20 protein-coding genes and 1 pseudogene are annotated in these 23,839 nt (G+C 74.2%); 8 read left to right on the top strand and 13 right to left on the bottom strand.

Features of this window, described 5'->3' with window-relative positions; genetic code table 11:
* Positions 1-209 precede the first annotated feature (209 nt).
* The 3 genes from EKH77_RS09140 to EKH77_RS09150 are packed head-to-tail and all read right to left on the bottom strand — an operon-like array spanning position 210 to position 3,139.
* Positions 210-1,139: a 3-oxoacyl-ACP reductase gene (locus tag EKH77_RS09140; RefSeq protein WP_126917973.1), complete on the bottom strand. Its 930-nt coding sequence runs from the start codon at positions 1,137-1,139 to the stop codon at positions 210-212.
* Positions 1,139-2,215 carry a Zn-dependent alcohol dehydrogenase gene (locus tag EKH77_RS09145; protein WP_126913909.1) on the bottom strand — a complete coding sequence of 359 codons (1,077 nt, stop codon included), beginning with the start codon at positions 2,213-2,215 and terminating at the stop codon, positions 1,139-1,141. Before EKH77_RS09145 ends, EKH77_RS09140 begins: the two co-directional genes overlap by 1 nt.
* A gap of 39 nt (positions 2,216-2,254) precedes the next feature.
* Positions 2,255-3,139, bottom strand: a complete 885-nt coding sequence (locus tag EKH77_RS09150; protein WP_126913910.1) for a MaoC/PaaZ C-terminal domain-containing protein — start codon at positions 3,137-3,139, stop codon at positions 2,255-2,257.
* A gap of 196 nt (positions 3,140-3,335) precedes the next feature.
* Here EKH77_RS09150 and EKH77_RS09155 point away from each other — a divergent pair, with 196 nt between their 5' ends.
* The 6 genes from EKH77_RS09155 (at position 3,336) to EKH77_RS09180 (ending at position 9,220) form a co-directional block, all read left to right on the top strand.
* Entirely contained in the window at positions 3,336-4,517 is a 1,182-nt protein-coding gene (locus tag EKH77_RS09155; protein WP_126913911.1) for a sensor histidine kinase, read from the top strand.
* 8 nt (positions 4,518-4,525) lie between these two features.
* The gene (locus tag EKH77_RS09160; RefSeq protein ID WP_126917974.1) at positions 4,526-5,131 is read left to right on the top strand and encodes a response regulator transcription factor; all 606 of its coding nucleotides are present in this window, start codon (positions 4,526-4,528) and stop codon (positions 5,129-5,131) included.
* A 225-nt stretch (positions 5,132-5,356) separates the two neighbouring features.
* Positions 5,357-6,001, top strand: coding sequence for a class I SAM-dependent methyltransferase (locus tag EKH77_RS09165; RefSeq protein WP_126913912.1), 645 nt, complete (start codon positions 5,357-5,359; stop codon positions 5,999-6,001).
* 23 nt (positions 6,002-6,024) lie between these two features.
* Positions 6,025-6,993, top strand: coding sequence for an N-acetylmuramoyl-L-alanine amidase (locus EKH77_RS09170; protein WP_240667290.1), 969 nt, complete (start codon positions 6,025-6,027; stop codon positions 6,991-6,993).
* A 161-nt stretch (positions 6,994-7,154) separates the two neighbouring features.
* Entirely contained in the window at positions 7,155-8,057 is a 903-nt protein-coding gene (locus EKH77_RS09175; protein ID WP_126913913.1) for a DUF5336 domain-containing protein, read from the top strand.
* Positions 8,058-8,200: 143 nt separating this feature from the next.
* On the top strand, positions 8,201-9,220 hold the full coding sequence (locus tag EKH77_RS09180) for an LLM class F420-dependent oxidoreductase (protein ID WP_126913914.1): 1,020 nt from the start codon (positions 8,201-8,203) through the stop codon (positions 9,218-9,220).
* A 47-nt stretch (positions 9,221-9,267) separates the two neighbouring features.
* Here the strand turns inward: EKH77_RS09180 and EKH77_RS09185 are convergent, their stop codons facing one another.
* The 6 genes from EKH77_RS09185 to EKH77_RS09210 form a co-directional block, all read right to left on the bottom strand.
* Positions 9,268-10,695 (bottom strand): M1 family metallopeptidase, encoded by a 1,428-nt coding sequence (locus EKH77_RS09185; protein WP_126913915.1) that lies wholly within the window; start codon positions 10,693-10,695, stop codon positions 9,268-9,270.
* Between the two features lie 13 nt (positions 10,696-10,708).
* Complete coding sequence (locus EKH77_RS09190) at positions 10,709-11,497, bottom strand: maleylpyruvate isomerase family mycothiol-dependent enzyme (protein WP_126913916.1); 789 nt, start codon at positions 11,495-11,497, stop codon at positions 10,709-10,711.
* A 58-nt stretch (positions 11,498-11,555) separates the two neighbouring features.
* Positions 11,556-12,122 carry a hypothetical protein gene (locus EKH77_RS09195; RefSeq protein ID WP_126913917.1) on the bottom strand — a complete coding sequence of 189 codons (567 nt, stop codon included), beginning with the start codon at positions 12,120-12,122 and terminating at the stop codon, positions 11,556-11,558.
* A gap of 162 nt (positions 12,123-12,284) precedes the next feature.
* Positions 12,285-13,367 (bottom strand): prenyltransferase, encoded by a 1,083-nt coding sequence (locus EKH77_RS09200; RefSeq protein WP_126913918.1) that lies wholly within the window; start codon positions 13,365-13,367, stop codon positions 12,285-12,287.
* Positions 13,364-14,098 (bottom strand): class I SAM-dependent methyltransferase, encoded by a 735-nt coding sequence (locus tag EKH77_RS09205; RefSeq protein WP_126913919.1) that lies wholly within the window; start codon positions 14,096-14,098, stop codon positions 13,364-13,366. The genes EKH77_RS09200 and EKH77_RS09205 overlap by 4 nt, the downstream gene beginning before the upstream one ends.
* Positions 14,099-14,213: 115 nt before the next feature.
* Positions 14,214-15,572 carry a glycosyltransferase family 4 protein gene (locus tag EKH77_RS09210; protein ID WP_126913920.1) on the bottom strand — a complete coding sequence of 453 codons (1,359 nt, stop codon included), beginning with the start codon at positions 15,570-15,572 and terminating at the stop codon, positions 14,214-14,216.
* A gap of 240 nt (positions 15,573-15,812) precedes the next feature.
* Between EKH77_RS09210 and EKH77_RS09215 the strand changes: the two genes are divergently transcribed.
* Positions 15,813-16,547: a TetR family transcriptional regulator gene (locus EKH77_RS09215; RefSeq protein ID WP_240667291.1), complete on the top strand. Its 735-nt coding sequence runs from the start codon at positions 15,813-15,815 to the stop codon at positions 16,545-16,547.
* Positions 16,548-16,683: 136 nt separating this feature from the next.
* Positions 16,684-17,328 carry a response regulator transcription factor gene (locus EKH77_RS34720; RefSeq protein WP_411950258.1) on the top strand — a complete coding sequence of 215 codons (645 nt, stop codon included), beginning with the start codon at positions 16,684-16,686 and terminating at the stop codon, positions 17,326-17,328.
* A gap of 279 nt (positions 17,329-17,607) precedes the next feature.
* Here EKH77_RS34720 and EKH77_RS34725 read toward each other — a convergent pair.
* From EKH77_RS34725 to lanKC, 4 genes and pseudogenes are all read right to left on the bottom strand, one after another.
* Positions 17,608-18,624: pseudogene (locus tag EKH77_RS34725) on the bottom strand (ATP-binding cassette domain-containing protein); the annotation flags it as partial.
* A gap of 434 nt (positions 18,625-19,058) precedes the next feature.
* A complete protein-coding gene (locus EKH77_RS09230; RefSeq protein ID WP_126913921.1) occupies positions 19,059-20,780 on the bottom strand; it encodes an ABC transporter ATP-binding protein in 1,722 nt (573 codons plus the stop codon).
* Between the two features lie 221 nt (positions 20,781-21,001).
* The gene (locus tag EKH77_RS09240; protein WP_126913922.1) at positions 21,002-21,127 is read right to left on the bottom strand and encodes a SapB/AmfS family lanthipeptide; all 126 of its coding nucleotides are present in this window, start codon (positions 21,125-21,127) and stop codon (positions 21,002-21,004) included.
* A gap of 49 nt (positions 21,128-21,176) precedes the next feature.
* Positions 21,177-23,837, bottom strand: a complete 2,661-nt coding sequence (lanKC, locus tag EKH77_RS09245; protein WP_126913923.1) for a class III lanthionine synthetase LanKC — start codon at positions 23,835-23,837, stop codon at positions 21,177-21,179.
* Positions 23,838-23,839: the final 2 nt, after the last annotated feature.

The raw sequence follows: 23,839 nt of genomic DNA on the forward strand, positions 1-23,839 counted from the left end.
CGGACGACAGCGCGGTTGCTGGTGCCGCGCATGGCAAGCACCGGCGCGAGGCCGACTGACGTCGGTTTCACCGATTGGCCGTACGGCCGTCGCCCGGCCCCGCGCTCGCGGGTGCCGTGGTGGCGGCCGTTTTGCTGCGCCCCGGTCCCGCCCTTTCACCGTTTCCTAGGGGGCTGCCGCCCCCTAGAACCCCCGCCGGAGGGGGTGGGTCAGGGGAGCACCGCCGCGAAGCCCTCGCCCGCGTCGCGCCCCGCATAGAACGGCGTGAGCAACCCGTCCAGCTCCTCGATCGTGAAGACGTCCCCCTTCGTGCCGAAGCGGGCCGCCACCCTCGGGCGCTCCATCACCGCCACCATTCCCCCGTGGACCACGAAGACCTGCCCCGTGATGCCCGCCGCAGGCGGTGACGCCAGGTACGCGACCAGCGGAGCCACGTGCTCCGGGGCGAGGGGGTCGACGCCACCGGCCCCGGCGGCCGGGGCCGAGGCGAAGACGTCCTCCGTCATCCGGGTCCGCGCTCGCGGGCAGATCGCGTTCGCGGTGACGCCGTACTTCCGCAGGGCCGACGCCGTCGAGAGGGTCAGGCCGACGATGCCGCCCTTGGCCGCCGCGTAGTTCGGCTGGCCGGGCGAGCCGGCCAGGAAGGCCTCGGAGGAGGTGGTGACGATCCGACCGTGGACCGGGGCGCCGCCCGTCGCCTTGGAGCGGTCGCGCCAGTGCGCGGCGGCGAAGCGGATCGTGTTGAAGTGGCCCTTGAGGTGGACGCGGACGACCGCGTCCCATTCGTCCTCCGTCATCGAGAAGACCATCCGGTCCCGCAGGATGCCCGCGTTGTTGACCAGGACGTCCAGCGAGCCGTACGTGCCGACGGCCAGCTCCACGAGTGCGCGGGCCTGGTCGAAGTCGGAGACGTCACCGGTGTGGGCGACGGCCTCGCCGCCCGCCGCGCGGATCTCCGCGACGACGGACTCGGCGGGGGCGGCGGACGGCGCCCCGGTGTCGTCGCGGCCCGGGCGGCCGTAGTCGTTGACGACGACACGCGCGCCGTGCCGGGCCAGCTCCAGGGCCTCGGCCCGGCCGAGGCCGCGCCCGGCGCCGGTGACGATCGCCGTCCTGCCGAGCAGCGGGCGCGGCGGCATCACAGCATCACCCACGTCCGCAGCGCCTCGCCCGTGCGCATCTGCTCGATGGCGTCGTTGACGCGGGCGAGCGGCACGCGGTGGGTGATCAGGCCCTCCAGGTCGACGCGGCCCGCCCGCCACAGGGCGATCGCGCGGTCGTAGGAGCGGCGGACGTCACCGCCGCCGTACAAAGAGGGCAGGATCCGCTTCTCGTCGAAGAACAGCTCGAACATGCTGAGCCGGAAGTGGTCGTCGAGGGCGCCCGCGCCGACGACGCAGAGGGTGCCGCCGCGCCGGGTGGCCTCGTAGGCGGTGCGGGCGGTGGCGGAGGTGCCGACGACCTCGAAGACGTAGTCGAAACCCTCGCCGGAGGTGACGCGTGAGGAGGCGTCGGTCAGGCCCTCGGGGGCGACGGCCTCGGTGGCGCCGAAGCGCAGGGCCGCCTCGCGGCGGGAGGCCACCGGGTCGACGGCCACGATCCGGGCCGCGCCGCAGACCTTCGCGCCCTGGATGGCGGAGATGCCGACGCCGCCGCAGCCGATGACGGCGACGGACGCGCCGGGCTCCACCTTGGCGGTGTTGAGCACCGCGCCGAGCCCGGTGGTGACGCCGCAGCCGAGGAGGGCGGCGATCTCGTAGGGCACGTCGTCGGGGATGGGCACGGCGCAGCCCGCGCCGACGACGACCTCCTCGGCGAAGGTGCCGGTGCCGGCGAAGCCGTAGAGGTCCTCGGAGCGGTGCCGGAAGTTGGGGGCGGCGGCGCCCGCGAGGCCCGCGAGGCAGAGGTGGGTCTGGCCGCGGGCGCAGGAGGCGCAGTCGCCGCAGGGGGGCAGCCAGCAGATCAGGACGCGGTCGCCCGGCCGGACGTGGGTGACGCCCTCCCCCACTTCCACGACGTCGCCCGCGCCCTCGTGGCCGGGGACGAGGGGGGCGCGCTGGGGCAGGACCCCGGACATCGCGGAGAGGTCGGAGTGGCACAGTCCGGCGGCCCGGACGCGGATTCTGACCTTGCCGGGGCCGAACCCCACGGTCTGGACGCCGTCGAGGACGTCGAGGGTGTCCTGCCCGGTCTTGTGCTGTACGGCGGCGCGCATGGCGGTGCTCCCTTCACGGGTGCGGTATCTGTCACACGGTCATGCGTATTCGACGAGCGTGTCGGTCAGCACGGGCGCGTCGTCGCGCTCGACGACCCCGGCCGTGACCTGGACGCGGCCGGGTCCCGGCGTGTCGCGCCAGATCCGTACGCGCAGGGTCTCGCCGGGGTAGACGACGCCGGCGAAGCGGGTGACGTAGGAGCGCACCCGGGCGACGTCGCCGCTGAGCACGGTGTCCACGACGGCCTTGAGGACGATGCCGTAGGAGCACAGGCCGTGGAGGATCGGCTTGTCGAAACCGGCGAGCCGGGCGAACTCGGGGTCGGCGTGGAGGGGGTTCCAGTCGCCGGAGAGGCGGTAGAGGAGGGCCTGGTCCTCGCGGACGTGCCGGTCGACGGTGAGGCCGGGCTCGGTGTCCGGGGCGGGGAGGCGCTCGGTGGTGCCGCGTTCGCCGCCGAAGCCGCCCTCGCCCTTGACGAAGATCTCGCTGACGCCGGTCCACAGGGGCCCGTCGTCGTCCTCGGTGTCCGAGCGGAGCACGATGACGGCCGCCTTGCCCTTGTCGTAAACGGCGGCGACGCGCGAGGTCTGGGTGACGCCGGTGGCGCGGATGGGCAGGGGGCGGTGGAGGGTGACGGTCTGCCCGCCGTGGAGGACGGCGGCGAGGTCGATGTCGATGCCGGGCATGGTCAGGGCGCCGGCCACGGCGCGGCCGCCGCCGGCGACCGTCGCGAAGCTCGGGAGGACGTGGAGCCGGCTCTCCAGGGTGTAGCGCAGTTCGCCGGGGTCGGTGGCGAGGCTCCGCCCGCCCTGGTGCGAGCCCGCGCCGATGCCGAGGTGGTAGAGCAGGACGTCCTTGTGGTCCCAGGCGAGCGAGGCGGTCCGGGGTGCGGCGGTGGTCGCCTTGACCGGGTCGATGGGCATGGAGGTGTGCGCTCCTTCGCCGTCCGGAATGCGTAGGGCCGATGACTAGAACGCGTTCTACTCAACGGGCCCTCATGTATAGCCGATTCCCGTTGACGCCGGAAGACACCGGGCGACACGGGAGCGACAAATGTCATGGCCGACCGTGGACATCCGGACCTGACCCTCCGTTAACCCCTTCCTTAGGATTCCGGTCATGAGAAAGACCACGGGGGCCCCGCTCGAAGACGACATGGAGCGGCACAAACCGCCGGGCAAGTTCGCGTTCCTGCCCTGGCTGTTGATGATTTCCGGTGATGTGCAGGACCTCGCCAAGGGGGCGTTCCCGCATCCCTGGCTGGGCGGCCTGGGCGTCGCCGTGTTCGCCGTCCTCTACACGGCGGCGGTGGTGCTCGGCCTGGACCGGGCGCGGCTGGGCACCCGGACGCCCCGGCTGCTGCTCCTGGGCGTGGCCGTGACCGCCTACGCGCTGTCGCTGGGGTACGGCGGCGAATGGCTGATGTGCTTCCCCGTACTGTCTCTGGCCGCGGGCATCGTGCTGCGCGGCGACCGGGCGCTGGCCTTCGCGGTGCTGGGCATCGCGGGGTCGGCGGGGGTGATCGCCGGCTGGCACAGCGGCGCCGAGAACGCGATGATCACGGGCTACGGCTCCGTCATGTCCGGCATGGTGACGGCGTCGGTGCTGCGGCTCTTCGAGACCGTCGCCGAACTCCGCGAGACCCGCGAGGAGCTGGCCCGCTCGGCCGTGGAGCGCGAGCGGCTGCGTTTCTCCCGCGATCTCCACGATCTGCTCGGCCACACCATGTCCGTGATCGTGGTCAAGGCGGAGGCCGTGCGCCGGCTCGCCCCCCGGAACCTGGAGGCCGCGCTGGGCCAGGCCGCCGACATCGAGGCCGTGGGCCGGCAGGCCCTCACCGAGATCCGCGAGGCCGTGACCGGCTACCGCGAGGGCAGCCTCACCACGGAGCTCGACCGCGCCCGTTCGGTGCTCGACGCGTCCGGCATCACGGCCGACATCCGCCAGTCGGGCCCGCCACTGCCGTCGCAGACGGCGGCGCTGCTGGGCTGGGTCGTCCGGGAGGGGGTCACCAACGTCGTCCGGCACAGCAGGGCGCAGCGGTGCGTGATCGAGGTCCGGGGGGCGGAGGACCGGGTTCATCTGGAGATCAGCGACGACGGGCACGGCGTAGGGTCGGAGCCGGGCGGGGTGCCCGGATCGGGCGGCAACGGTCTGAAGGGCCTGGCCGAGCGGCTGGCCGCCGGTGGCGGCTCCCTGACGTCGGGCCCCGATGGGAAGCGTGGGTTCCGCCTGGTGGCGGAGCTTCCGGTGGACGAGAACGACGGGCTCGAGAGCGACGGAGAGGAGCGGGCCGCGTGAGCAGCGAGCTGACAAGGGTGCTTCTGGCGGAGGACCAGGGGATGATGCGGGGCGCGCTGGCGCTGCTGCTCGGGCTGGAGGACGACCTCGAGATCGTCGCCCAGGTCGGCAACGGCGACGACATCGTCCCCAAGGCCCTTGAGGCCCGCCCCGACATCGCGCTGCTGGACATCGAACTCCCCGGCCGCAGCGGCCTCGACGCCGCCGCCGACCTCCGCACCCGGCTCCCGGAGTGCCGGGTGCTGATACTGACCACGTTCGGCCGTCCCGGCTATCTGCGGCGGGCGATGGAGGCGGGGGCGTCGGGGTTCCTGGTCAAGGACGGCCCGGTCGAGGACCTGGCGGCGGCGATCCGCCGGGTGCTGGCGGGCGAGCGGGTCATCGATCCGGCGCTGGCGGCGGCGGCGCTCAGTGCGGGGCCGAATCCGCTGACGCAGCGGGAACGCGACGTGCTGACGGCGGCGGTGGACGGGGCGACGGTCGCCGACATCGCGGCGAAGGTGCACCTTTCGCCGGCGACGGTGCGGAATTATTTGTCGGCGGCGATCGGGAAGACGCAGACGCGGAACCGGATGGAGGCCGTTCGCGCGGCCCGTCAGAACGGGTGGTTGTAGGCCCCGGTCCCGCCCTTTCACCGTTTCCCGGGGCTCCGCCCCCGGACCCCCGGTCCTCAAACGCCGGACGGGCTGATTCAGCCCGTCCGGGCGCAATCCAGCCCCGCCGGCGTTTGAGGCGCGGGGCCTGGGGCGGAGCCCCAGGAAACGGGAAGGGGCGGGGTCGGGGAAAATAGCCCCCAGCAGCAACCTGCACCGCACACTCAGAACGGGGACGGACACGCAATGGCACCCACGCCCGACATACTCGCCACCTTCGAGGCCGCGAAGGGATTCATGCCGGTGGACGAGGGCCTCGCCCTGTACGCCGCCGCGCGGGACGCGGGGCGGCTCGGGTTGCCGCTGCTGGAAGTGGGCACGTACTGCGGCCGTTCGACGATCCTCCTCGCCGACGCGGCCCGCGAAGGCGGCACCGTCGCGGTGACCGTCGACCACCACCGCGGCAGCGAGGAGCAGCAGCCCGGCTGGGAGTACCACGACCCGTCCGTCGTGGACGACGACCCGGGCGTGGGCCGGATGGACACGCTGCCGACGTTCCGCAGGACGCTCTACAAGGCGGGCCTGGAGGACCACGTCATCGCCGTCGTCGGGCGGTCGCCCCAGGTGGCGAAGGTGTGGCAGGCGCCGCTCGGCCTGGTCTTCATCGACGGCGGGCACACCGACGAGCACGCGGGCGCCGACTACGAGGGCTGGGCGCCGCACGTCGCGCCCGGCGGCCTGCTCGTCATCCACGACGTGTTCCCCGACCCCGCCGACGGCGGTCAGGCCCCGTACCGCGTGTATCTCCGGGCGCTCGCGTCCGACGCGTTCACCGAGGTCTCCGTGACGCGCTCGCTGCGCGTACTGCGGCGTACGGGTCTCGGAAACTGAGCGGCGGCGCTAGCATCGCCCGCGTGTCCCACGGCAGCGTTTCCCCCATAGCCCGGCGCCTCGTCGCCGGGCCGGCAGTGGTGCTCCTGGCGGCCGGGCTGGCCGGGTGCGGCGGTGGTGCGGTCGGGATGGGCGGCGGTGACGACGGGAAGAAGCCCGTGGCCGCCGCTTCGTCGTCCTCGCCGGGCTCGCAGTCCCCGCCGTCCTCACCGTCGCAGTCCCCGTCGCCCGCGAGCTCCGCGCCGCAGCCCGCCAAGAGCGAGCCGGCCTCCGACGGGCCGAAAGGCTCGGCGCCCGAGCCCGCCCCCGCCGGTGACGGTCCGCTGCGGGGCAAGGTCGTCGTGGTCGACCCCGGCCACAACATCCACAACGCCGAGCACTCCGCCGAGATCAACCGTCAGGTCGACATCGGCACCGGCCACAAGGAGTGCGACACCACCGGCACCGAGACCAACTCCGGCTACGCGGAAGCGTCCTTCAGCCTCGACGTCGCGCACCGGCTGCGCGCGATCCTCCAGTCGCGGGGCGCCAAGGTCGTGCTGACGCACGACGGCGACCGGCCGTACGGGCCGTGCGTCACCGAGCGCGCCGATATCGGCAACAAGGCGCACGGCGACGCCGCCGTGTCCATCCACGCGGACGGCGCGGAGCCCGGCCAGCGCGGCTTCCATGTGATCCTGCCCGCGCGGGTGCGCGGCGGCGCGGCCGACACCGCCCCGATCGTGGAGCCGTCGAAGGAGCTGGGGGCGCGCGTCGCGGGGAACTTCGTGAAGGTGACCGGCAGCGCGCCGTCCAATTACATCGGGCACGGCACCGGGCTCGACACCCGGGGGGATCTGGGCGGTCTCAATCTGTCGACGATTCCCAAGGTGTTCATCGAGTGCGGCAATATGCGCGACGCGCAGGACGCCGCTCTGCTCACCGACGGGAACTGGCGCGAAAAGGCGGCGCAGGGGATCGCGGACGGCATTACGGACTTCTTGCACGGGTAAGGAGGACCGGAGCGCGGGCCCCCGAACAGGCAGGCCACGGCCGTGTCACGAGGGTGATACGAAGAGGACGCCCTGGCCGTCCAGGCGATAGGTTCCCCTTACGATGGGTGGCCGCCACCCCCGCAGCGACGATTACTGACAGTACTGACAAAGGATTTTAGGTGAACATCCGCTCCCTCACTCGAGGCGACGGCGGGGTGATCGGAGCAGCGGTGTTGCTGTTCATCGCCTCGTTCCTCAGCTTCCGTTCGTACGACTGCGGGCAGGCGACGGTCGGCTGCCCCAAGGAGCCGATCGGCTGGAAGCCTGAACTCTTCCCCGTACTGCCGTCGATCTTCCTCGCCGGAATCATCGCCGCCGCTCTGATCGTCGCCGCCCGGTTCCAGCCGGAGGGGCGCAAGCTCGTCGGGCTCAGCCTCGACCAGTGGGGCACGGCGTTCGCCGTGTTCGCGGCCTGGTCCTCGCTGTGGACGATCTTCGGTGGCCCGGACGTGGAGCAGATCTCGCCCGGTGTCGGCCAGATCCTGGGGCTGATCGCCAACCTCGTGCTCGCGGCCGTCGCGGTGCTGACGCCGCGCACGCCCGCCCTCAAGGCCCCGCTGATGCCCGCGCCGCAGGCCGCGGCCCCCGCCCCGTACGGCGCTCAGCCGCCGCACGCGGGCTACGGCTACCCGGGCCCGGCGGCCGGCGCTCCGCAGCCGGGGGCTCCGTCCCCGTACGGCGCGCAGGCCACCATGCCGTTCGGCGGCCCGGCCGCCCAGCCGCAGCAGGCCCAGCAGGCTCAGCCGGCGCAGGCCCAGCCGCAGCAGCAGGCCCAGCCGGCCGCCGCGCAGCCCGCCGCCGGTCAGCCGGGCGCGCCCGCCGCGGACTTCGCCCCGTTCTGGTTCGCGGTGCCGGTGAACCGGCCGCTGTTCGCGGAGGACGGCTCCTCGAACCAGGTCGGCGAGCTCGCGCCGGGCACCTGGTACCTCGCGGTCGACCAGCGCGGTCCCGCGATCGTCGCCCAGACGCAGGACGGCCGTCGCGGCCTGCTGCAGGACACGACGGGCATTCAGCGCGGCTGATTTCCCGGTCCTTGAGTTCGTAGGTACGGCCCGCCGGGTTCCACCCGGCGGGCCGTCGCGCGTTCCGGCCTTGTCGCCCCTTGTGACCAAGGCTCAGCGGGCCTAAAGTCCTTCGCCTGACGGTGCGTCAGAGGAGGTCCGCGATGCGGCTCGGTCTCGCCCTCGGCTACTGGGGCCGCCGCCCCGACCCCCGGCACGTGGAGCTCGCCCGGCACGCCGAGCGGCTCGGCTACCACTCCGTCTGGACCGCCGAGTCCTGGGGCTCCGACGCCTTCACCCCGCTGACGTGGATCGCCGCCCACACCCGCCGCATCCGGCTCGGCACCGCCGTCGCCCAGATGGCCGCCCGCTCCCCCGCCGCCACCGCGATGCACGCCCTGACCCTCGACCACCTCTCCGGCGGCCGGCTGCTGCTCGGCCTGGGGCTGTCGGGGCCGCAGGTGGTGGAGGGCTGGTACGGGCGCCCGTTCCCGGACAGCCCGCTGACCGCGACCCGTGAATACGTGGAGGTCGTCCGGCAGGTGCTGCGCCGCGACGCGCCGGTGACCCTCGACGGGCGCTACCACCCCCTCCCCTACCCGGGACCCGGCGCGACGGGGCTCGGCAAGCCGCTGCGGTCCGTCACCCATCCCCTCCGCCCGGACCTGCCGGTCCTGCTGGGCGCCGAGGGCCCGCGCAACATCGCCCAGACCACGCGCGTCGCGGACGGCTGGCTCCCCCTGTACTGGTCGCCGACCCGGACCGGGCTCCACGCCGAGGCCCTCGCCGAGGCACCCAAGGGCTTCCTCGTCGCCCCCATGGCGCAGGTGCGCGTCTGCCCGGCGGGGGAGCTCGCGGAGGGGCTGCGGCCGGTGAAGGCCATGCTCGCCTTCTACATCGGCGGCATGGGCCACGCCACCCGCAACTTCCACGCCGCCCTGATGGGCCGGATGGGGTACGCGGAGGAGGCGCGCCGGATCCAGCGGCTGTTCCTCGCCGGGCGGCGGGAGGAGGCGGTCGGGGCCGTGCCCGACGCCTTCGCCGACGAGATCTCGCTGGTCGGCCCGCGCGAGCGCATCGCCGAGCGGCTGGCGCTGTGGCGTGCGGGCCCGGTCACCGACCTCCTGGTGACGACCCGGGACCCGGACACCCTCACCCTCCTCGCCGAGCTGAATTCGAGCTGAACTCCTGAGCCCGGCGTGCCAGAGCCCGGCGCCCGGAGCCCGGCGGCCTATCCGCTGAGCGCGGGTTTGCCCTTCTTGTGGAGCCAGGTGTCGAAGAGACCGCCCAGATCCCTCCCTGTCCGGCTCTCGCAGAGCCGGACGAACGCCTTCGTGTCGGCGTTCCCGTAGCGGTGCTCCTGGACCCAGGCGCGGAGGATGCCGAAGAACTCGCGGTCGCCGACCGCCTCCCGGAGCTTCTGGAGCGCCATCGCGCCCCGGCCGTAGACGGGCGGGTCGGTGAGGTCGCGCGGGGTGGGCGAGTCGGGCGGGAAGTCCCAGATGGTCGTGCCCCCGGGGCCCTTGCTGTTCGGGTCCTCGCCGTCGTAGTAGTCGGTGAAGATCTCCCGCGTCGTACGGCCGCCGCGTTTCTCCTCCCACAGCCATTCGGCGTAGGTGGCGAAGCCCTCGTTGAGCCAGACGTCCCGCCAGGTGCTCGGGGTGACCGCGTTGCCGAACCACTGGTGGGCCAGCTCGTGGACGATCGTGGTGGCGCCGGGGGCGCTCTGGTAGTACGGCTTGGGCTGGGTCTCCAGGGCGTAGCCGACCCGGGCGTTGTGGTCGACGACCCCGCCCGTCGAGGAGAACGGGTACGGGCCGAACAGCCCGCTCTCCCACTCGACGACCTCGGGCAGCAGCTTCACCATGTCCGGCACGGCCGCGGCCTCCTCGGGGGCGGCGGCGATGTAGTACGGCAGCCCGTGCGGCGTCCTGCCGGTCGTCACGGTGAACCGGCCGACGGCGACGGTCGCCAGATAGCTCGCCAGGGGCTCCCCGCTGTGCCAGACGAAGGCGGTCCGGCCGCCGGGCCTGTGCTCCGTCCGGGCGAGCTCGCCGTTGGCGACGGCGGTGTAGCCGTCGGGGACGGTGACGGCGATGTCGTAGGCGGCCTTGTCGGAGGGGTGGTGGTTGCCGGGGAACCAGGCCGTCGAGCCCGCCGGCTCGCCGAGGCCGACCGCGCCGTCGACCGACGCCGAGGAGACCCAGCCCTCGGTCGAGCCGTCCGCGTCGGTGATCTCCTCCGGCCGGCCGCCGTACTCGACGACCGTCTCGAAGGCGGCGTCCTTCCGCAGCGGCGCGGCCGGGCGCACCGTCAGCTCGGCGCCGGCGCGGCGCGTCCGGGCCGGTTTTCCGTCGACGCGGGCGGCGCGGACGGTCAGGCCCTTGAGGTCGAGGTTGAAGGAGGAGAGGTCCTGGGTGGCGCGGGCGCTGATGACGGCGGTGGCCGCGAGGCGGCGGGTGCCGGGGTCGTAGTCGAGGGTGAGTCCGTAGTGGCGGACGTGGTAGCCGCCGTTGCCGAGGCGGGGGAAGAGGGGGTCGCCCACGCCGGCCGCGCCGGGGCGGGGGCCGTGGCCGCCACCGCCGACGCACGCGGTGGCGGCCAGGAGCGCCAGCAGGGCGGACACGGCGGGCCGCCGCGGCCGTGACCTCACCTTCATCGGCGGGCCCTCATCAGAAGGAGGCCCGCTCCAGCCAGTGCTCCAGCACCGCGCGGTCGCCTATGACCTCCACCAGGCCGGTGTCGGCCGGGAGCCGCCGGTAGAACACGCGCAGGAGCTCCGTCAGCGGGCCCCGGACGGCCACGGCCGCCTTCTCGTGCGCCCGGCGCCACTCGACGCTCTCGCCACTGGCGTCGATGAACCACTCGGCGTTCAGCTCCGGCGGGGTGTCCGTGGCGTGGAGGTGCAGGGTGCGCCCGTCCCCCAGCAGCTCCTTGAGCTGCGGCTTCCAGGCCATCGCGAGCGGCGACGTAATGATGTCCAGCCACTCGTCGATGGTGTCCGCGGCGACGTCCTGCTCGATCGTGAACGGGGCACCGGCGGCGGAGGCGGCGTCGGCGCGGTGCATCGCCGTCTCGTGCGTCATCCGGCGAGCCCAGAAGCCCGACGTCCGCTCCCGCCCGAACGTCCACACCGGAACGTCGGGCCCCGCCTCCCGCAGCGCCGCGACCACTTCCTCGGCCCCCTCGGCCAGCCACGCGTCGAGCCCGGCGGCGTCCAGATTCTCGGCCCCGGCGGTGGAATCGAGGGACGGGTCCGGGGTGAAGTCGACGATCCGGTCACGCACCAGCCCCGCCGCCCAGCGGTGGGCGTGGCCGAGGTGCCGCGCCAGTTGGGCGACGGTCCAGTCGGGGCATGTGGGCACAGCGGTATCGACGGGGACGCCGCGCAGGACGGCACGCGTCCGGTCGGTCTGGGCGAGGATCTCCGAACAGTAACGGTCATGGCTCAGAAGGGTCATGACGCCACTTTAGGGCGGGGGTATGACAACGCACAGGGCGCGGGGGCCCGTTCGGGCGTCAGCTCCCTCCGCCCTTCTGGACGTCGGAGAACGACGGCACCTTGTCGGTGACCGGGGCGCCCGCGCTCCTGCCCGCGTCCTTGACGCTCGTGACGACCTTGTCGAAGTCGTTGATGTCGGCGTCCCCGGCCTCGCCCTTGCGGAGCTTGGTCCCCAGCCCCTTGAGGGACTCGATGCCGGCGGTCACCGGGGCCAGGGCCTTGCTGAGCGTCGGGTCGCCCTTGGCGTTGTTGACGGCGGCCTTGAGCCGGTTGTACGCGAACGTACCGGCCAGGCCCGCCTTGACCAGCGAGCCGGTGCGGCCGTCGGCGCCCTTCTTGAAGGCGCCGTTCCGGAAGGGCTTGACGATCCACTGGTAGGTGGCGCCGGCGGCCAGTCCCGCGTTGGTGACGAAGCGGGTCTTGGCGAACTTCTGGCGTTCCGCCGAGCCGGTGGCGGTGGGACTGGGCTCGCCGCCCTGCGTCCCGCTCTTCGCGGTCTTGCCGCCGCCGCAGGCCGTGCCGGTCAGGAGCAGGCCACAGGCCAGGAGCAGGGCGACGGCCGCCCGGCGGGCGCGCTGGGACACGGATACCTCCCGGGGGTGGTCCCCCTCAGGGTCGCCCACCCCGTGCGGTTCCGCCACCGGTTCACGCCCAACGGTGCCGACAGCGTTCTCCCCCACGCCGGCCCCGCCCGCGTCAAAGATTTCGTCCGGCACACCGAGCGGGCCGGCCCCGGCGTCGGCCCGTCAGCCGTCGCAGCAGTCGGGCTCCAGGCCGGACGGCAGGCGCTCGCCGCCGAAGACCGCCGTCGTCGCCTCGTCGCCGCCGAGGGCGGCGACGGCGAGCAGCAGGGAGCCGGCCGTCCACGTCGTGCGCTCCTCGGGCCAGACCGCCTTGTCCTCGAAGACGTAGCCCGTCCAGTACATGCCATCCTCGGCGCGCAGGTGCTGGATCCACTGGAGGATGTCCACGGCGCGGTCGGACTCGCCCATCGCCCACAGGGCCAGCGCCAGTTCGCAGCTCTCGCCGCCGGTGACCCAGGGGTTGGGGACGACGCAGCGGACACCGAGACCCGGGACGACGAAGTCGTCCCAGCGCTCCTCGATGCGCTCCTTGGCCGCCGGGCCGGTCAGGGCGCCGCCGAGGACCGGGTAGTACCAGTCCATGGAGTAGCGGCTCTTGTCGAGGAAGCGCTCCGGGTGGTGGCGTATGGCGTGGGCCAGGAGGCCGGCGGCCAGCTCCCAGTCCGGCTGCGGCTCCTCGCGGTGCTCGGCGATGGCGAGCGCGCAGCGCAGCGCCTGGTGGATGGAGGAGGAGCCGGTGAGCAGGGCGTCGGTGACGTCCGTGCCGTCGTCCTCCCGCTTCCAGCCGATCTGGCCGCCCGGCTGCTGGAGCCGCAGGACGAACTCGACGGCGGCGAAGACGGTCGGCCACATGCGGTCGAGGAAGGCGTCGTCGCCGGTGGAGAGGTAGTGGTGCCAGACGCCGACGGCGACGTAGGCGACGAAGTTCGTCTCGCGGGAGCGGTCGGCGGGCCGCGCCGCGTCGCCGTCGGCGTAGGCGGCGTACCAGGAGCCGTCGGGGTTCTGGTGGTCGGCGAGCCAGCGGTAGGCGGCCTCGGCGCGGGAGCGCTCACCGGCGGCGTCCAGGGCCATGGCGGCCTCGACGTGGTCCCAGGGGTCGAGGTGGTGGCCGGTGAACCACGGTATGGCGCCGTCCGGGCGCTGGACGGCGGCGATGCCGGCGACGGTGCCGGCCGCCTCCTCGGCGGTGAGGACGCCCGGCAGGACGAGGCGTTCGGTGCGGCCGGGGCCGCTGAAGGCGGTCACTTGGCGGCGTCCTCGGGCAGGTGCGGCTTGGTCGCGTAGGCGACGAAGCTCTTGCCGATGACGGGGTTGAGCAGCTGCTCGGCGACGCGCGTGGCGGCGGGCTTCTTCATGATGTCCCAGACCAGCAGCTTGTGGTACGCGCGGACGGGCAGCACCTTGTCGTTGTCGACGCCGAAGGCGCACTTGAGCCACCAGTAGGGGCTGTGGAGGCCGTGGGCGTGGTGGGTGCCGTAGGGCTCGAGGCCGGCCTCGGTCATCTTGCGGAGGAGTTCGTCGGCCTTGTAGATGCGGATGTGGCCGCCCTCGACCTCGTGGTACGCGTCGCTGAGCGCCCAGCAGATCTTCTCCGGGCCGTAGCGGGGCACGGTGACGGCTATCCGGCCGCCGGGCTTGAGGACGCGCACCATCTCGGCGAGCACGCCCTTGTCGTCCGGGATGTGCTCCATGACCTCGGAGATGATGACGACGTCGAAGCTCGCGTCGGGGAAGGGCAGGGCGAGGGCGTCGCCCTCCATGGCGGTGGCGGTGGCGCCCTCGGGGGCCTCCCCGGCCTCCTTCATGGCGGCGAACCACTTGGCGACCTCGCGGATCTCGTCCGCGTTGCGGTCGAGGGCGACGACCCGGGCCCCGCGCCGGTAGCACTCGAAGGCGTGGCGGCCCGCGCCGCACCCGAGGTCGAGGACGCGGTCGCCTGCGGCGAGCGGGAAGCGGGAGAAATCGACGGTCAGCACGGAGTGTTCACTTTCTCGTGGGTTCGGCACCGCCGGGCACGTTGACGGTGGTTGCGCGCCGTTGCGGCGGGAGGGGTGCCCCCACCGCCGCGGCGCCGGCCGGCCCCCGCCGGCGTCATCCGGCGGTGCCCGACCGGCCCGGCGTCGCTCCGGCCCGCGCGATCGCCGCGCGATAGTGCTCGGCCGTCCCGATCGCCGCCTGCCGCCAGGTGAACCTGGCCAGGACGCGTTCCCGTCCCGCCGCCCCCAGGCGCCGCCGCAGGTCCGCGTCGCCGAGGAGCCGGGAGAGCCCGGCGGCCAGCGCGTCCGCGTCGCCCGGCGGCACCGCCAGGCACGTCTCGCCGTCGGGCCCGGCGACCTCGGGGATCGCTCCCCCGGTCGTGGCCACCAGCGGGGTGCCCGTGGCCATGGCCTCGGCGGCCGGCAGCGAGAACCCCTCGTACAGCGACGGCACGCACGCGACCTGCGCCGAGCGGACGAGGTCGACGAGCTCCTCGTCCGTGATGCCCTTGACGAACTCGACGGCGTTCTCCAGGCCGTGGCGGCGGATCGCCGTCGCCACCGGCCCGTCCTCGGCACGCTTGCCGACGACGACCAGGTGGGCGTCCGGATGCCGGGCGCGGACCGGGGCGAGCGCGTCGATCAGGTGGACGAGGCCCTTGAGCGGGACGTCCGCGCTCGAGGTGGTGACGATCCGCCCCGGCACCTCGGCGACGGCCGGATCCGGCGAGAAGAGATCGGTGTCGGCGCCGATGTGGACGACGTGGACCCGGTCCCGGCGCACCCCGAGGTGGTCGACGATCTCCTGGCGGGAGGAGCCGGAGACGGTCAGCACGGACGGCAGCCGCCTGGCGACACGTTTCTGCATGCGGGTGAACGCGTACCAGCGGCGCACGGACGCCCGGCGCTTCCAGTCCTTCGCGGCGTCCAGCTCCAGCTGCCGGTCGACGGTGATGGGGTGGTGGACGGTGGTGACGAGCGGCGCGCCGATGGCGCCGGGGCCGCCCAGGAGCCCGTAGCCGAGGGTCTGGTTGTCGTGGACGACGTCGAAGTCGCCGCGCCGGGCGGCGAGGTGGCGGCGGGCGCGCAGCGAGAACGTCAGCGGCTCGGGGAAGCGTCCGGCCCACATGGTGCCGACCTCCAGGAGGTCGATCCAGTCGCGGTACTCGTCGCGGCCCGGGGTGCGAAAGGGGTCCGGCTGCCGGTAGAGGTCGAGGCTGGGGAGCTCGGTGAGCGGGACGCCCTCGTCGAGGACGGGGTAGGGCTGGGCGCCGATGACCTCGACGGAGTGGCCGAGGCGGGCGAGCTCGCGGGAGAGGTGGCGGACGTAGACGCCCTGGCCGCCGCAGAAGGGGTTGCCCTTGTAGGTGAGCATCGCGATGCGCAGCGGTGAATCGCCACGCGCGGGGTCGCCCCCGGCCGGGAGGCTGCTGCGGGCTCGCGTGACCGATGCCTCCGTGGCCTCAGCGGTCACTCCGGCCTCCTTCTCGCTGGCTGTTCCGCCGGAGCGTAACGGGTCGCGCTAATCTAGAACAAGTTTCAGACTGGGTCGTCAGAAGCTTGAATCTACCGGGATGTCAGGGGACCGAAAGAGCACCGCCGGGTGATTCGCGCCACGACCCGACCCCTGTCATGCTGTGCCGTCCAAGGCCCCCGGCAAGGCCCCCCGGGTGCCGCCGGACGGAGTGTTGCACGACACGATGAAACGGGACATATGACGATGGAATCCAGGACGACGGAACCCACGTCGGCGGAGTCCACGTCGGCCGCGCCGCCCCTCGAGCCCGCCCCGGCCGCGCCCGCGCCGCCCTCGCCCGCGCCGCCCTCGCCCGCGCCGCCCTCGTCCGCGCCTGCCCTGACCGCGCGTCAGGAGGCCCGGCGCCGCCGGATCCTCCAGGCCACCACCCGGCTGGCGAGCCGCGGCGGCTTCGACGCCGTCCAGATGCGGGAGGTCGCCGAGTCCTCGGGCGTCGCCCTCGGCACGCTCTACCGCTACTTCCCGTCCAAGGTCCATCTGCTCGTCGCCATCATGCGCGACCAGCTGGAGCAGCTCCACGCCGCGCTGCGCGAGCGCCCCCCGACGGAGGACGACCCGGCCGCGCGCGTCGCGCAGACCCTGATGCGGGCGTTCCGCGCGATGCAGCGCGAACCGCATCTGGCCGACGCCATGGTGCGCGCCCTGACCTTCGCCGACCGGTCGGTGAGCGCCGAGGTGGACACGGTCTCCCGGCTGACCACCACCATCATCCTGGACGCCATGGGCCCGGCGGGCCCGCCCACCCCGGCCCAGCTGTCGGCCGTCCGCGTCATCGAGCACACCTGGCACTCGGCGCTGATCACCTGGCTGTCGGGGCGGGCGTCCATCGCGCAGGTGCGGATCGACATCGAGACGGTCTGCCGCCTCATCGGCCCGGGGCCGTCGCGCCAGGCGCACGGCACCCGGAGTTGAGGCGGACCCGACCTGCCCCCTACGCCCTTACGCCCCCCGGGTAGCGGGTAACTGCACCCGGAGCGATGGCTCGCGCCGGTATGAATTTACTGGCGTGTCCGAGGCTTTTCGCCACACGGAGCGGGAGAGGCAGACCGTGATACGGGTCCTTCTGATACACGACACCTATCTGCTGCGCATGGCACTGGCGGCACTCCTCGGCAGAGAACCGGACCTGGACGTGTTCTCGACCTCCTGGCGGGGCGCGGCCACCGCGGCCCGTACGACACGACCCGATGTGTGCGTGGCCGACATGGACAGCCCGGACGCGGTCGAGTGCGTGAACCTCCGGGCGGGGGAGGCGCGGACCGGGGACGGGCGATGTCCGGAAGGCGGTGGCGGCGAACGGGCCGCCGCCCGGCCCGTCCTGCTGGCGCTGACGACCACCGGACGCCCCGGCCCGCTGCGTCGCGCCTATGAGGCCGGCGCCCTGGGCTACCTCAGCAAAAACGCTTCTCCTGACCGGCTGGTCGAAGGCATACGGCATGTCGCGAAGGGCGAGCGCTACATCGACGAGACCCTCGGCTTCGGCTTCCTCCAGGCGGCCGAGATACCCCTGACCCGGCGGGAGCTGAGCGTGCTCTCACTCGCCGCCGAGGGCGCCTCCGTCGGCGAGATCGCGCGCAGCCTCCACCTGTCGAACGGAACCGTGCGCAACTACATGGCCGCCATCACCCGGAAGACCGGGGCCCGCAACCGGGTGGACGCGATCCGCATCTCGCGCGGCGCCGGCTGGGTGTGAGGAACGCTGTCCCCCGCCCATCAGCTCCCGGTACGGCGCCGAACGCGCCATGAGCTCCCGGTGCGTGCCGGCGACCGTACCGGGACCGTCCATGACCAGCACGCGATCCGCGCGCCGGGCCGAGCCCGCGCGGTGCGCGACGACCACGAGGGTCCCGCCGGGGCGCGCCGCGAAGGCGCCCTCGGCGCGCGCCTCGGCGGCGGGGTCCAGATGGCAGGCCGCCTCGTCCAGCAGCGCCACGGGGGCCGGCGAGAGGTACGCGCGGACCAGCGCGATCAGTTGCCGCTCCCCCGCCGAGAGCTCGTCCGGCGTCACGGGTGCGTCCAGCCCGCCCAGCCGCCGGACGAGCGCGTCAGCGCCGATCGCCTCGGCGGCGGCCAGCACCTCGCGCTCGCCGACGGGGTCGTCGCGCAGGTAGCGCAGGTTGTCGCCGACGGTGCCGGAGAAGACGTACGCCTCCTGCGGGATGAGCACGCGCCGTGCCGCCGCCCCCTCGGCACGCGCCGCCGCGCCGCCCACCCGCACCTCGCCGGACGACGGCTCCAGCAGCCCCGCGATCAGCCCCGCCAGCGTGGACTTGCCCACGCCGCTCGGCCCGACGACGACCAGCCGCGTGCCGGGCGGAAGGGTGAGGTCGAGGTCGCGGACGACGGGCTCGGCGTGGGCGCCGTAGCCGAAGGTGACGCGGCGCAGTTCGACGGCGGGGGCGGCGGGGTCGGTGGTGGGCCCTGGAGCAGTGGTGGATGTCGGCTCCGGGGCCGCCGCCGTCAGCCTCCGGACGACCACCGCCAGCCGTGAACCGCTCGCGCCCAGCCCGTGGATGAGGCTCTGGAGCGCGGGCAGCAGCGACTGCGTCAGGTATGCCAGCGCGCCGACGAGCGCGCCCGCGGTCACCCCGTGATCCAGCAGCCAGGGCGTCGCGACGAGCAGCGGCACGACGGGGAAGCGGCCCGCGAGGGCCAGGGCCGCCGCCCTCGCCACGGACCAGCGGGCGAGGTCGGTCGAGGCGCGGAGCTCGGCTTCGACGAGCGCGCCCGTGTCCGTCCGTACGCGTGCCTCGCCGCCGCCCGCGGCGATGTCGCGCAGGCCCGCGCACGCCTCGCCGCACGACTGCGCCAGCGCCTCGTCGGCGACCAGGAACGCCTCCTGGCGGCGGGCCAGCGGCCGCAGCGTCGCGAGGAACAGCCCGAGGCCGAGGAGGAGCGGCGGTACGACGACGGCGAGGAGGACGGGCGCGAGCAGGAACAGGCCCACCAGGGCGCCGGCGGCCGTGAAGACGAACGAGCGCGTCACCATCACCAGGCCGGCGAACGTGTCGCGGGCGATCTCCACTTGGTGGGTGAGCCGGGAGACGGCGGCGGCGTCGCCGTCTCCCAGCGCGCGGGTCACGACGCGGCGGACGAGCGCGTCCCGGAAGGGCTCCACCAGCGCGGCCACCCCCCGGAAGGTCCGCCCGGTGCCGTAGGCGCCGACGACGACGGCGAGCGCGGCGGCCGCGAGCCAGAGCAGGCCGGTGGCCGGGCGACCGGCCAGGAAGCCGGTGTCGAGGGCGCGGGCGAGGGCGTAGCCGGTGGTGAGGGTGTGGGCGGCCTCGACGACGGACCAGGCGGCGAGGGCCGCGAGGACGCGGCGCTGCTTTGACAGGTGGGTCAGGAGCGGGTGGTTCGGCACCGCCGGGTACCTCCGATTCGGTTGCGCGCCGTGGGGGTGGGGGTGGGGTGGGTACCCCGTCACCCCTCGAACACCGCCCGGTACTCCGGCAGCCGCCGCCACAGCTCCGCATGCGGGCCGACGGCCCGCACTCTCCCCCCGTCCAGCCAGGCGACGCGGTCGGCCCGTTCCGCCGTCGCGAGCCGGTGCGCGACGATCAGCCGCGTGCGGGCGGCGACGTCGTGCAGCAGCGCGTCGGCCACCCGCGCCTCCGTGACCGAGTCGAGGCTGGACGTCGCGTCGTCCAGGATCAGCAGCCGCCCCGCGTGGGCGAAGGCGCGGGCGAGGCCGAGGCGTTGGGCCTCGCCGCCGGAGAGGGGCGCGGCCGCGCACGCCGTGTCGTAGCCGTCCGGCAGCCGCCGTACGAAGTCGTCCGCGCACGCCGCGCGGGCGGCGTCGACGACGGCCTCGGGCGGGGGCGTGAACGAGCCGAAGGCGAGCGTCCCGCCGATCGTGCCGCCGAGCAGCGCCGGGCGGGCGAAGGCGTAGCCGACCTGGCGGCGCAGTTCGTCGTGGGCGAGCTCGCGCAGCGGGACCCCGTCGAGGGTGATCTCGCCCGCGTCGGGATCGGCGAGGCGGCCGGCCAGTTCGGCGAGGACGGACTTGCCCGTGCCGGAGCGGCCGACGACGGCCGTCGTCGAGCCGCCCGGTACGACGAGGTCCACCCCGCGCAGCACCGTCCGCCCGCCGCGCTCGGCGCCGACGCCGCGCAGCCGCAGCGTCCCGTCGCCGTCGGCGGGCAGCCGCCGGGTGCCGTGCACGGTCGGCGGCAGGGCGTGGACCTCGGCCAGGCGGCGCGCGGCGGTACGCCCGTGGACCAGCGCCCCCAGGTGCCCGACGAGCATGCCGACGCCCGTCGCGAGGACCGCGTAGCGGGACGCCGCCAGCAGGTCGCCGACGCTCAGCCTGCCCCGCGACAGCTCCAGCCCGGCGACGGCGAGGACGGCGATCTGGAGCAGCGGCACCAGGGCCGTCGCCTGGGCGGAGGAGCGGCCCTGCACCCGCCACATGCGGTGGCCGTGGCGGGAGAGGCCGGGGAGAGGTTCGAGGACGCGGTCCCGTTCGCGGGCGGCCGTGCCGGCGGCCGCGATGGTCCGGGCGCCGCCGACGGCCTCCATCAGCCGCCCGGCGAGCTCGCCCTGCAGGCGCTGGTAGCCGGCGAGGCTGTCGGTGGAGGCGCGGGTGAACGTCCGCAGCAGCAGCACGAGCAGCGGCGCGCCCGCGAGGAACACGAGGGCGAGCCACGGGTCGAGGAGGGCGAGCGCGACGATGCCGCCGACCGGGCCGACGACGGCGGTGACGGTGCCGGCGACGGTCGCCGGGGCCGTGCCGGCCTGGGCGGCGTTGCCGACGAGCCGGGTGACGAGGTCGCCCGGCGTCATCCGGGCCGCGGCCCGGGGGCCCGCCGCGAGGACGTGGCCGAGCGCGGCGCGGCGCAGCAGGGCGGTGGTGCGGGCGGTGGTGGTGGCGGTGAGGAACTCGCCGAGCGCGTCGAGGACGGCGGGGACGCAGACGAGGGCGGCGCACAGGAGGACCCAGCGGTGGGTCGTGCCGTCGCGCCCGTGCCCCCCGATCAGCAGGTCGAGGGTGTGCCCGAGCACGGCGGGCAGCAGCAGAGCGGCGCCCGTGCTCGCGGTGGCGATCAGGACGAGGGCGGTGGTGCGGGGGGCGGTGGTGCGGAGGGTGGTGAGGAGGAGGTGGTCGCCGCGGCGCGTCGCCTCGTGCGGTGCCGTCGAGGTCATGCGGTCGTCCTCCATGTACCGGGGGTGGGTCCGGCACCGCCGGGCCGGTAGGGGGGTGGCTGGACGCCGTGGCGGCGGAGTGGGGCCCCGGTCCCGCCCTTTCGCCGTTTCCCGGGGCTGCCGCCCCGGCCCCCGCGGCCCGAGGGCTTCGCCCCGGGCCCGGGTGGGCCCTCCCTCCGGGGGAGGGCCCACCCTGAGCGGTCACCCGCGAGCGTGAGTCGTCACAGGCACAGCAGCACGCTGGCCGTGCTGATGCACGAGAGCAGGCTGACCGTGCTCTGCCCGCCGCCGCCGTGGCCACCGTCGTGGCTGTCGGACTCCATGTTCTGCAGGTCGAGAAGCGCCATGGTTCTGATTCCTTTCGTGGGGACGGAAGTGAACAGGTGGAACGGTTGGTCACGACTCCACGACGAGGTGGAGCCGGCTCTGGGGCCCCCGTGGGGGCGGGAGGAAGGGCAGCCCGGCGTCGCCCTGGAGGGAGCCGAGCGCGAGCAGACAGCCCGCCGTGCCCGTGGCGAGGTCCATCGACAGCCGCATCATCTGACTGCCCGGGAAGGCAAGTTCGCCCTGGTAGGGGATGCCGTACCAGCCCAGGGCGGCCACTTGGGCGGCCAGGTCGGCCGAAGCGGTCCCCGGCGTCGTCGTGCGGCCGAGGTGCCAGATCATTCCGGCGCGGCCCTGGAAGAGGCCGGGGTGGGCGTAGAAGCGGGACCGGGCGGCGGTCAGGATCGCGGCGCGGGCCTCGGTGAGGTCCTCGTCCGGGTCGGGGACGTGGGCGAGGTAGTCGTCCAGGACGGCGCCGATGCCGACGCTGCCGTCACCGAGGTAGGGCATGGTCCGCCAGCCCTCGTCGACGTCGAGGGCGCCGTTGGCGGTGCGGACGCAGCGCGCGAGGTCGGCGCGCAGGGCGTTGCCTGCGAGGTCGAGGAGGGCGGGCGCGCCGGTGCGCTCGTACAGCCGGAGGAAGAGGAGGGCGGAGCCGGTGGCGCCGCGCATCAGACCGGCGCGCTGCCCCTGACCACCGTCGGCGGCGAGCCGGTCGGCCAGCAACTGGGCCGCCTCCACCGCGCGTTCGTGGAAGTGGCGCTCGCCCGTCGTGCGCGCCAGATCGTCGAGGTGCAGGCCGATGCCGGCGAGCCCGCCGCGCAGACCGGACGTGAGGCGTTGCCACTTCTCGCCGAGAAGGGTGGCGGTCAGGTCGAGGGCGCGCCGGGTGTGGCCGAGGCGGTGGAGGACGTGGGCGACGCCCGCGAGTCCGTCGTAGAGGCCGAGCGGGGTGCCGGGCGGGGTCGCGCCGGGGTCGGTGTGGGCGAGCAGCCAGCGTTCGCCCTGCTCGTAGCGGTCGGCGCCGGTCTCGGCGAGCGCGTACAGGACTCCGGCGGCGCCGTGGGCGAGGCCGAGGCCGCCGCCCTCGGAGAACTGGGCGATGTCCCCGGGGAAGAGCCGGTCGTCGCGCTCGGGTGTGGCGGAGGCGAGGATGGCGCGGACCATGGAGTCGCGGGCGGCGGGCCAGTCGTCCGTAGGGGGGAGGACCGTGGCCGCCACGGGCCCGGCGGACACCGGGCCCACCATGGCGGGACCGGACGGCGCGGCGGCACCACCGGACGCCTCCCGCGTGATCTCGGCGACGGCCTCGTCGAGGAACTCCCGCGGTACGGCGGGGAAGTGCTCGGCGATGATGTCGGCGAGGTGCGCGGCCTTCGCCCGGTCGATGACGAAGAGCGTGGTGACGGGCAGGAACAGCGCGATCCGCAGGCAGGCGAGGGCGTAGCGGTCGACGTCGGTGCCGGTGCGGTCCGGTGGGGCGAAGAAGCCGGGGTGGGCGACGATCTGCCGGCCGCCCTCGGTGGCGGGCGCGGCGGCCTCGAAGTCGATGAGGGTGACGGACTCCTCGTCGGGCCCGACCATGATGTTGAACATGTGGAGGTCGTTGAAGACCACGCCCCGGGAGTGGACGGCTTCGACGGCTCGTTCCACCCCTCGGTGGATCCGCAGGGCCCAGGCGGTGTAGTCGGCGACGGCGGCCGGGTCGGGGTCGGCGGCGAGCAGCGGGTGGCGTTCGCCGAAGAAGGAGTTGAGGGGGCGGCCCTCGACGAAGTCCATGACGAGGAAGCGGTGGTCGCCGATGGTGAGCCAGTCGCGGACGCCGGGGGCGACGCCGAGGCCGGCGAGCCGGTCGAGGGCGTCCTTCTCGCGTTCCAGCCGGGCGATGGCGTCGGCGCCGTCGGCGGCGAGCCCGGCGTGCGGGCGGGCCTCCTTGAGGACGACCCGCGAGCCGTCGCGGGTGTCGGTGCCCCGGTAGACGCCGCCGCCGTTGGAGAAGTGCAGGGCCTTCTCGATGCGGTAGGGCAGGTCGGCGACGGTGGTCGCGTTGCGGGCGGCCAGGTGGGGCTCCAGGAACGGAGGCAGGGTCACCCACGCGGGCACCTGGAAGGCGGGGTCGCGCGGGTCGGGGACGAGCGTGCCGTCCGCGCCCTCGATGGCGGGCACGAGGCTGCCGCGCGCGTCGACGCAGTAGCGGCGGGCGAAGGCGCCGTAGCGCACGTACAGCGGCCCGTCGTGCCAGCGCAGGTCGGTGAGGATGTACGGGCCCGGGCGCCCGCCGAGGATCCCTTCCAGGTCGGTGAGGACGGTGCGCAGGCTGTCCTCGTCGGCGGGGTAGATGGTGACGAACTTTCCGCTGGCGTCGCGGGGCGCGTACTTGTTGTTGCGGAGGTGGAGCAGGTGGGGCGCGGGGACGAACTTGAACGGGATGCCCCGGGGGACGCAGTAGTCCCAGACGTCGGCGGCGGTCTTGTCGGCGCCGTCCGCCGTGGCCGACACATGGATCTTCCAGCCTTGCGCGGGCTGCCGTCCGTCCGCGCCGAGGGGCGCGAGGTGGAGCCAGTCGCCGTTGCGCCCGCTCGTCCACCCCTCGGGCACGGGCCGCCGGGCGGTTTCGAACAAAGCGTCCTCGACCCGGCCGCCGTCCGCACCGGAGGCCGGGCGGGACAGCCGGTCCGGGATCTCGTAGAAGTGCCTGTCGGCCAGGCAGTAGACCTCGTACCGCTTTTCCATCG

Origin of the sequence: Streptomyces luteoverticillatus (assembly GCF_003970715.1) — a bacterium.
GTDB lineage: Bacteria > Actinomycetota > Actinomycetes > Streptomycetales > Streptomycetaceae > Streptomyces > Streptomyces abikoensis.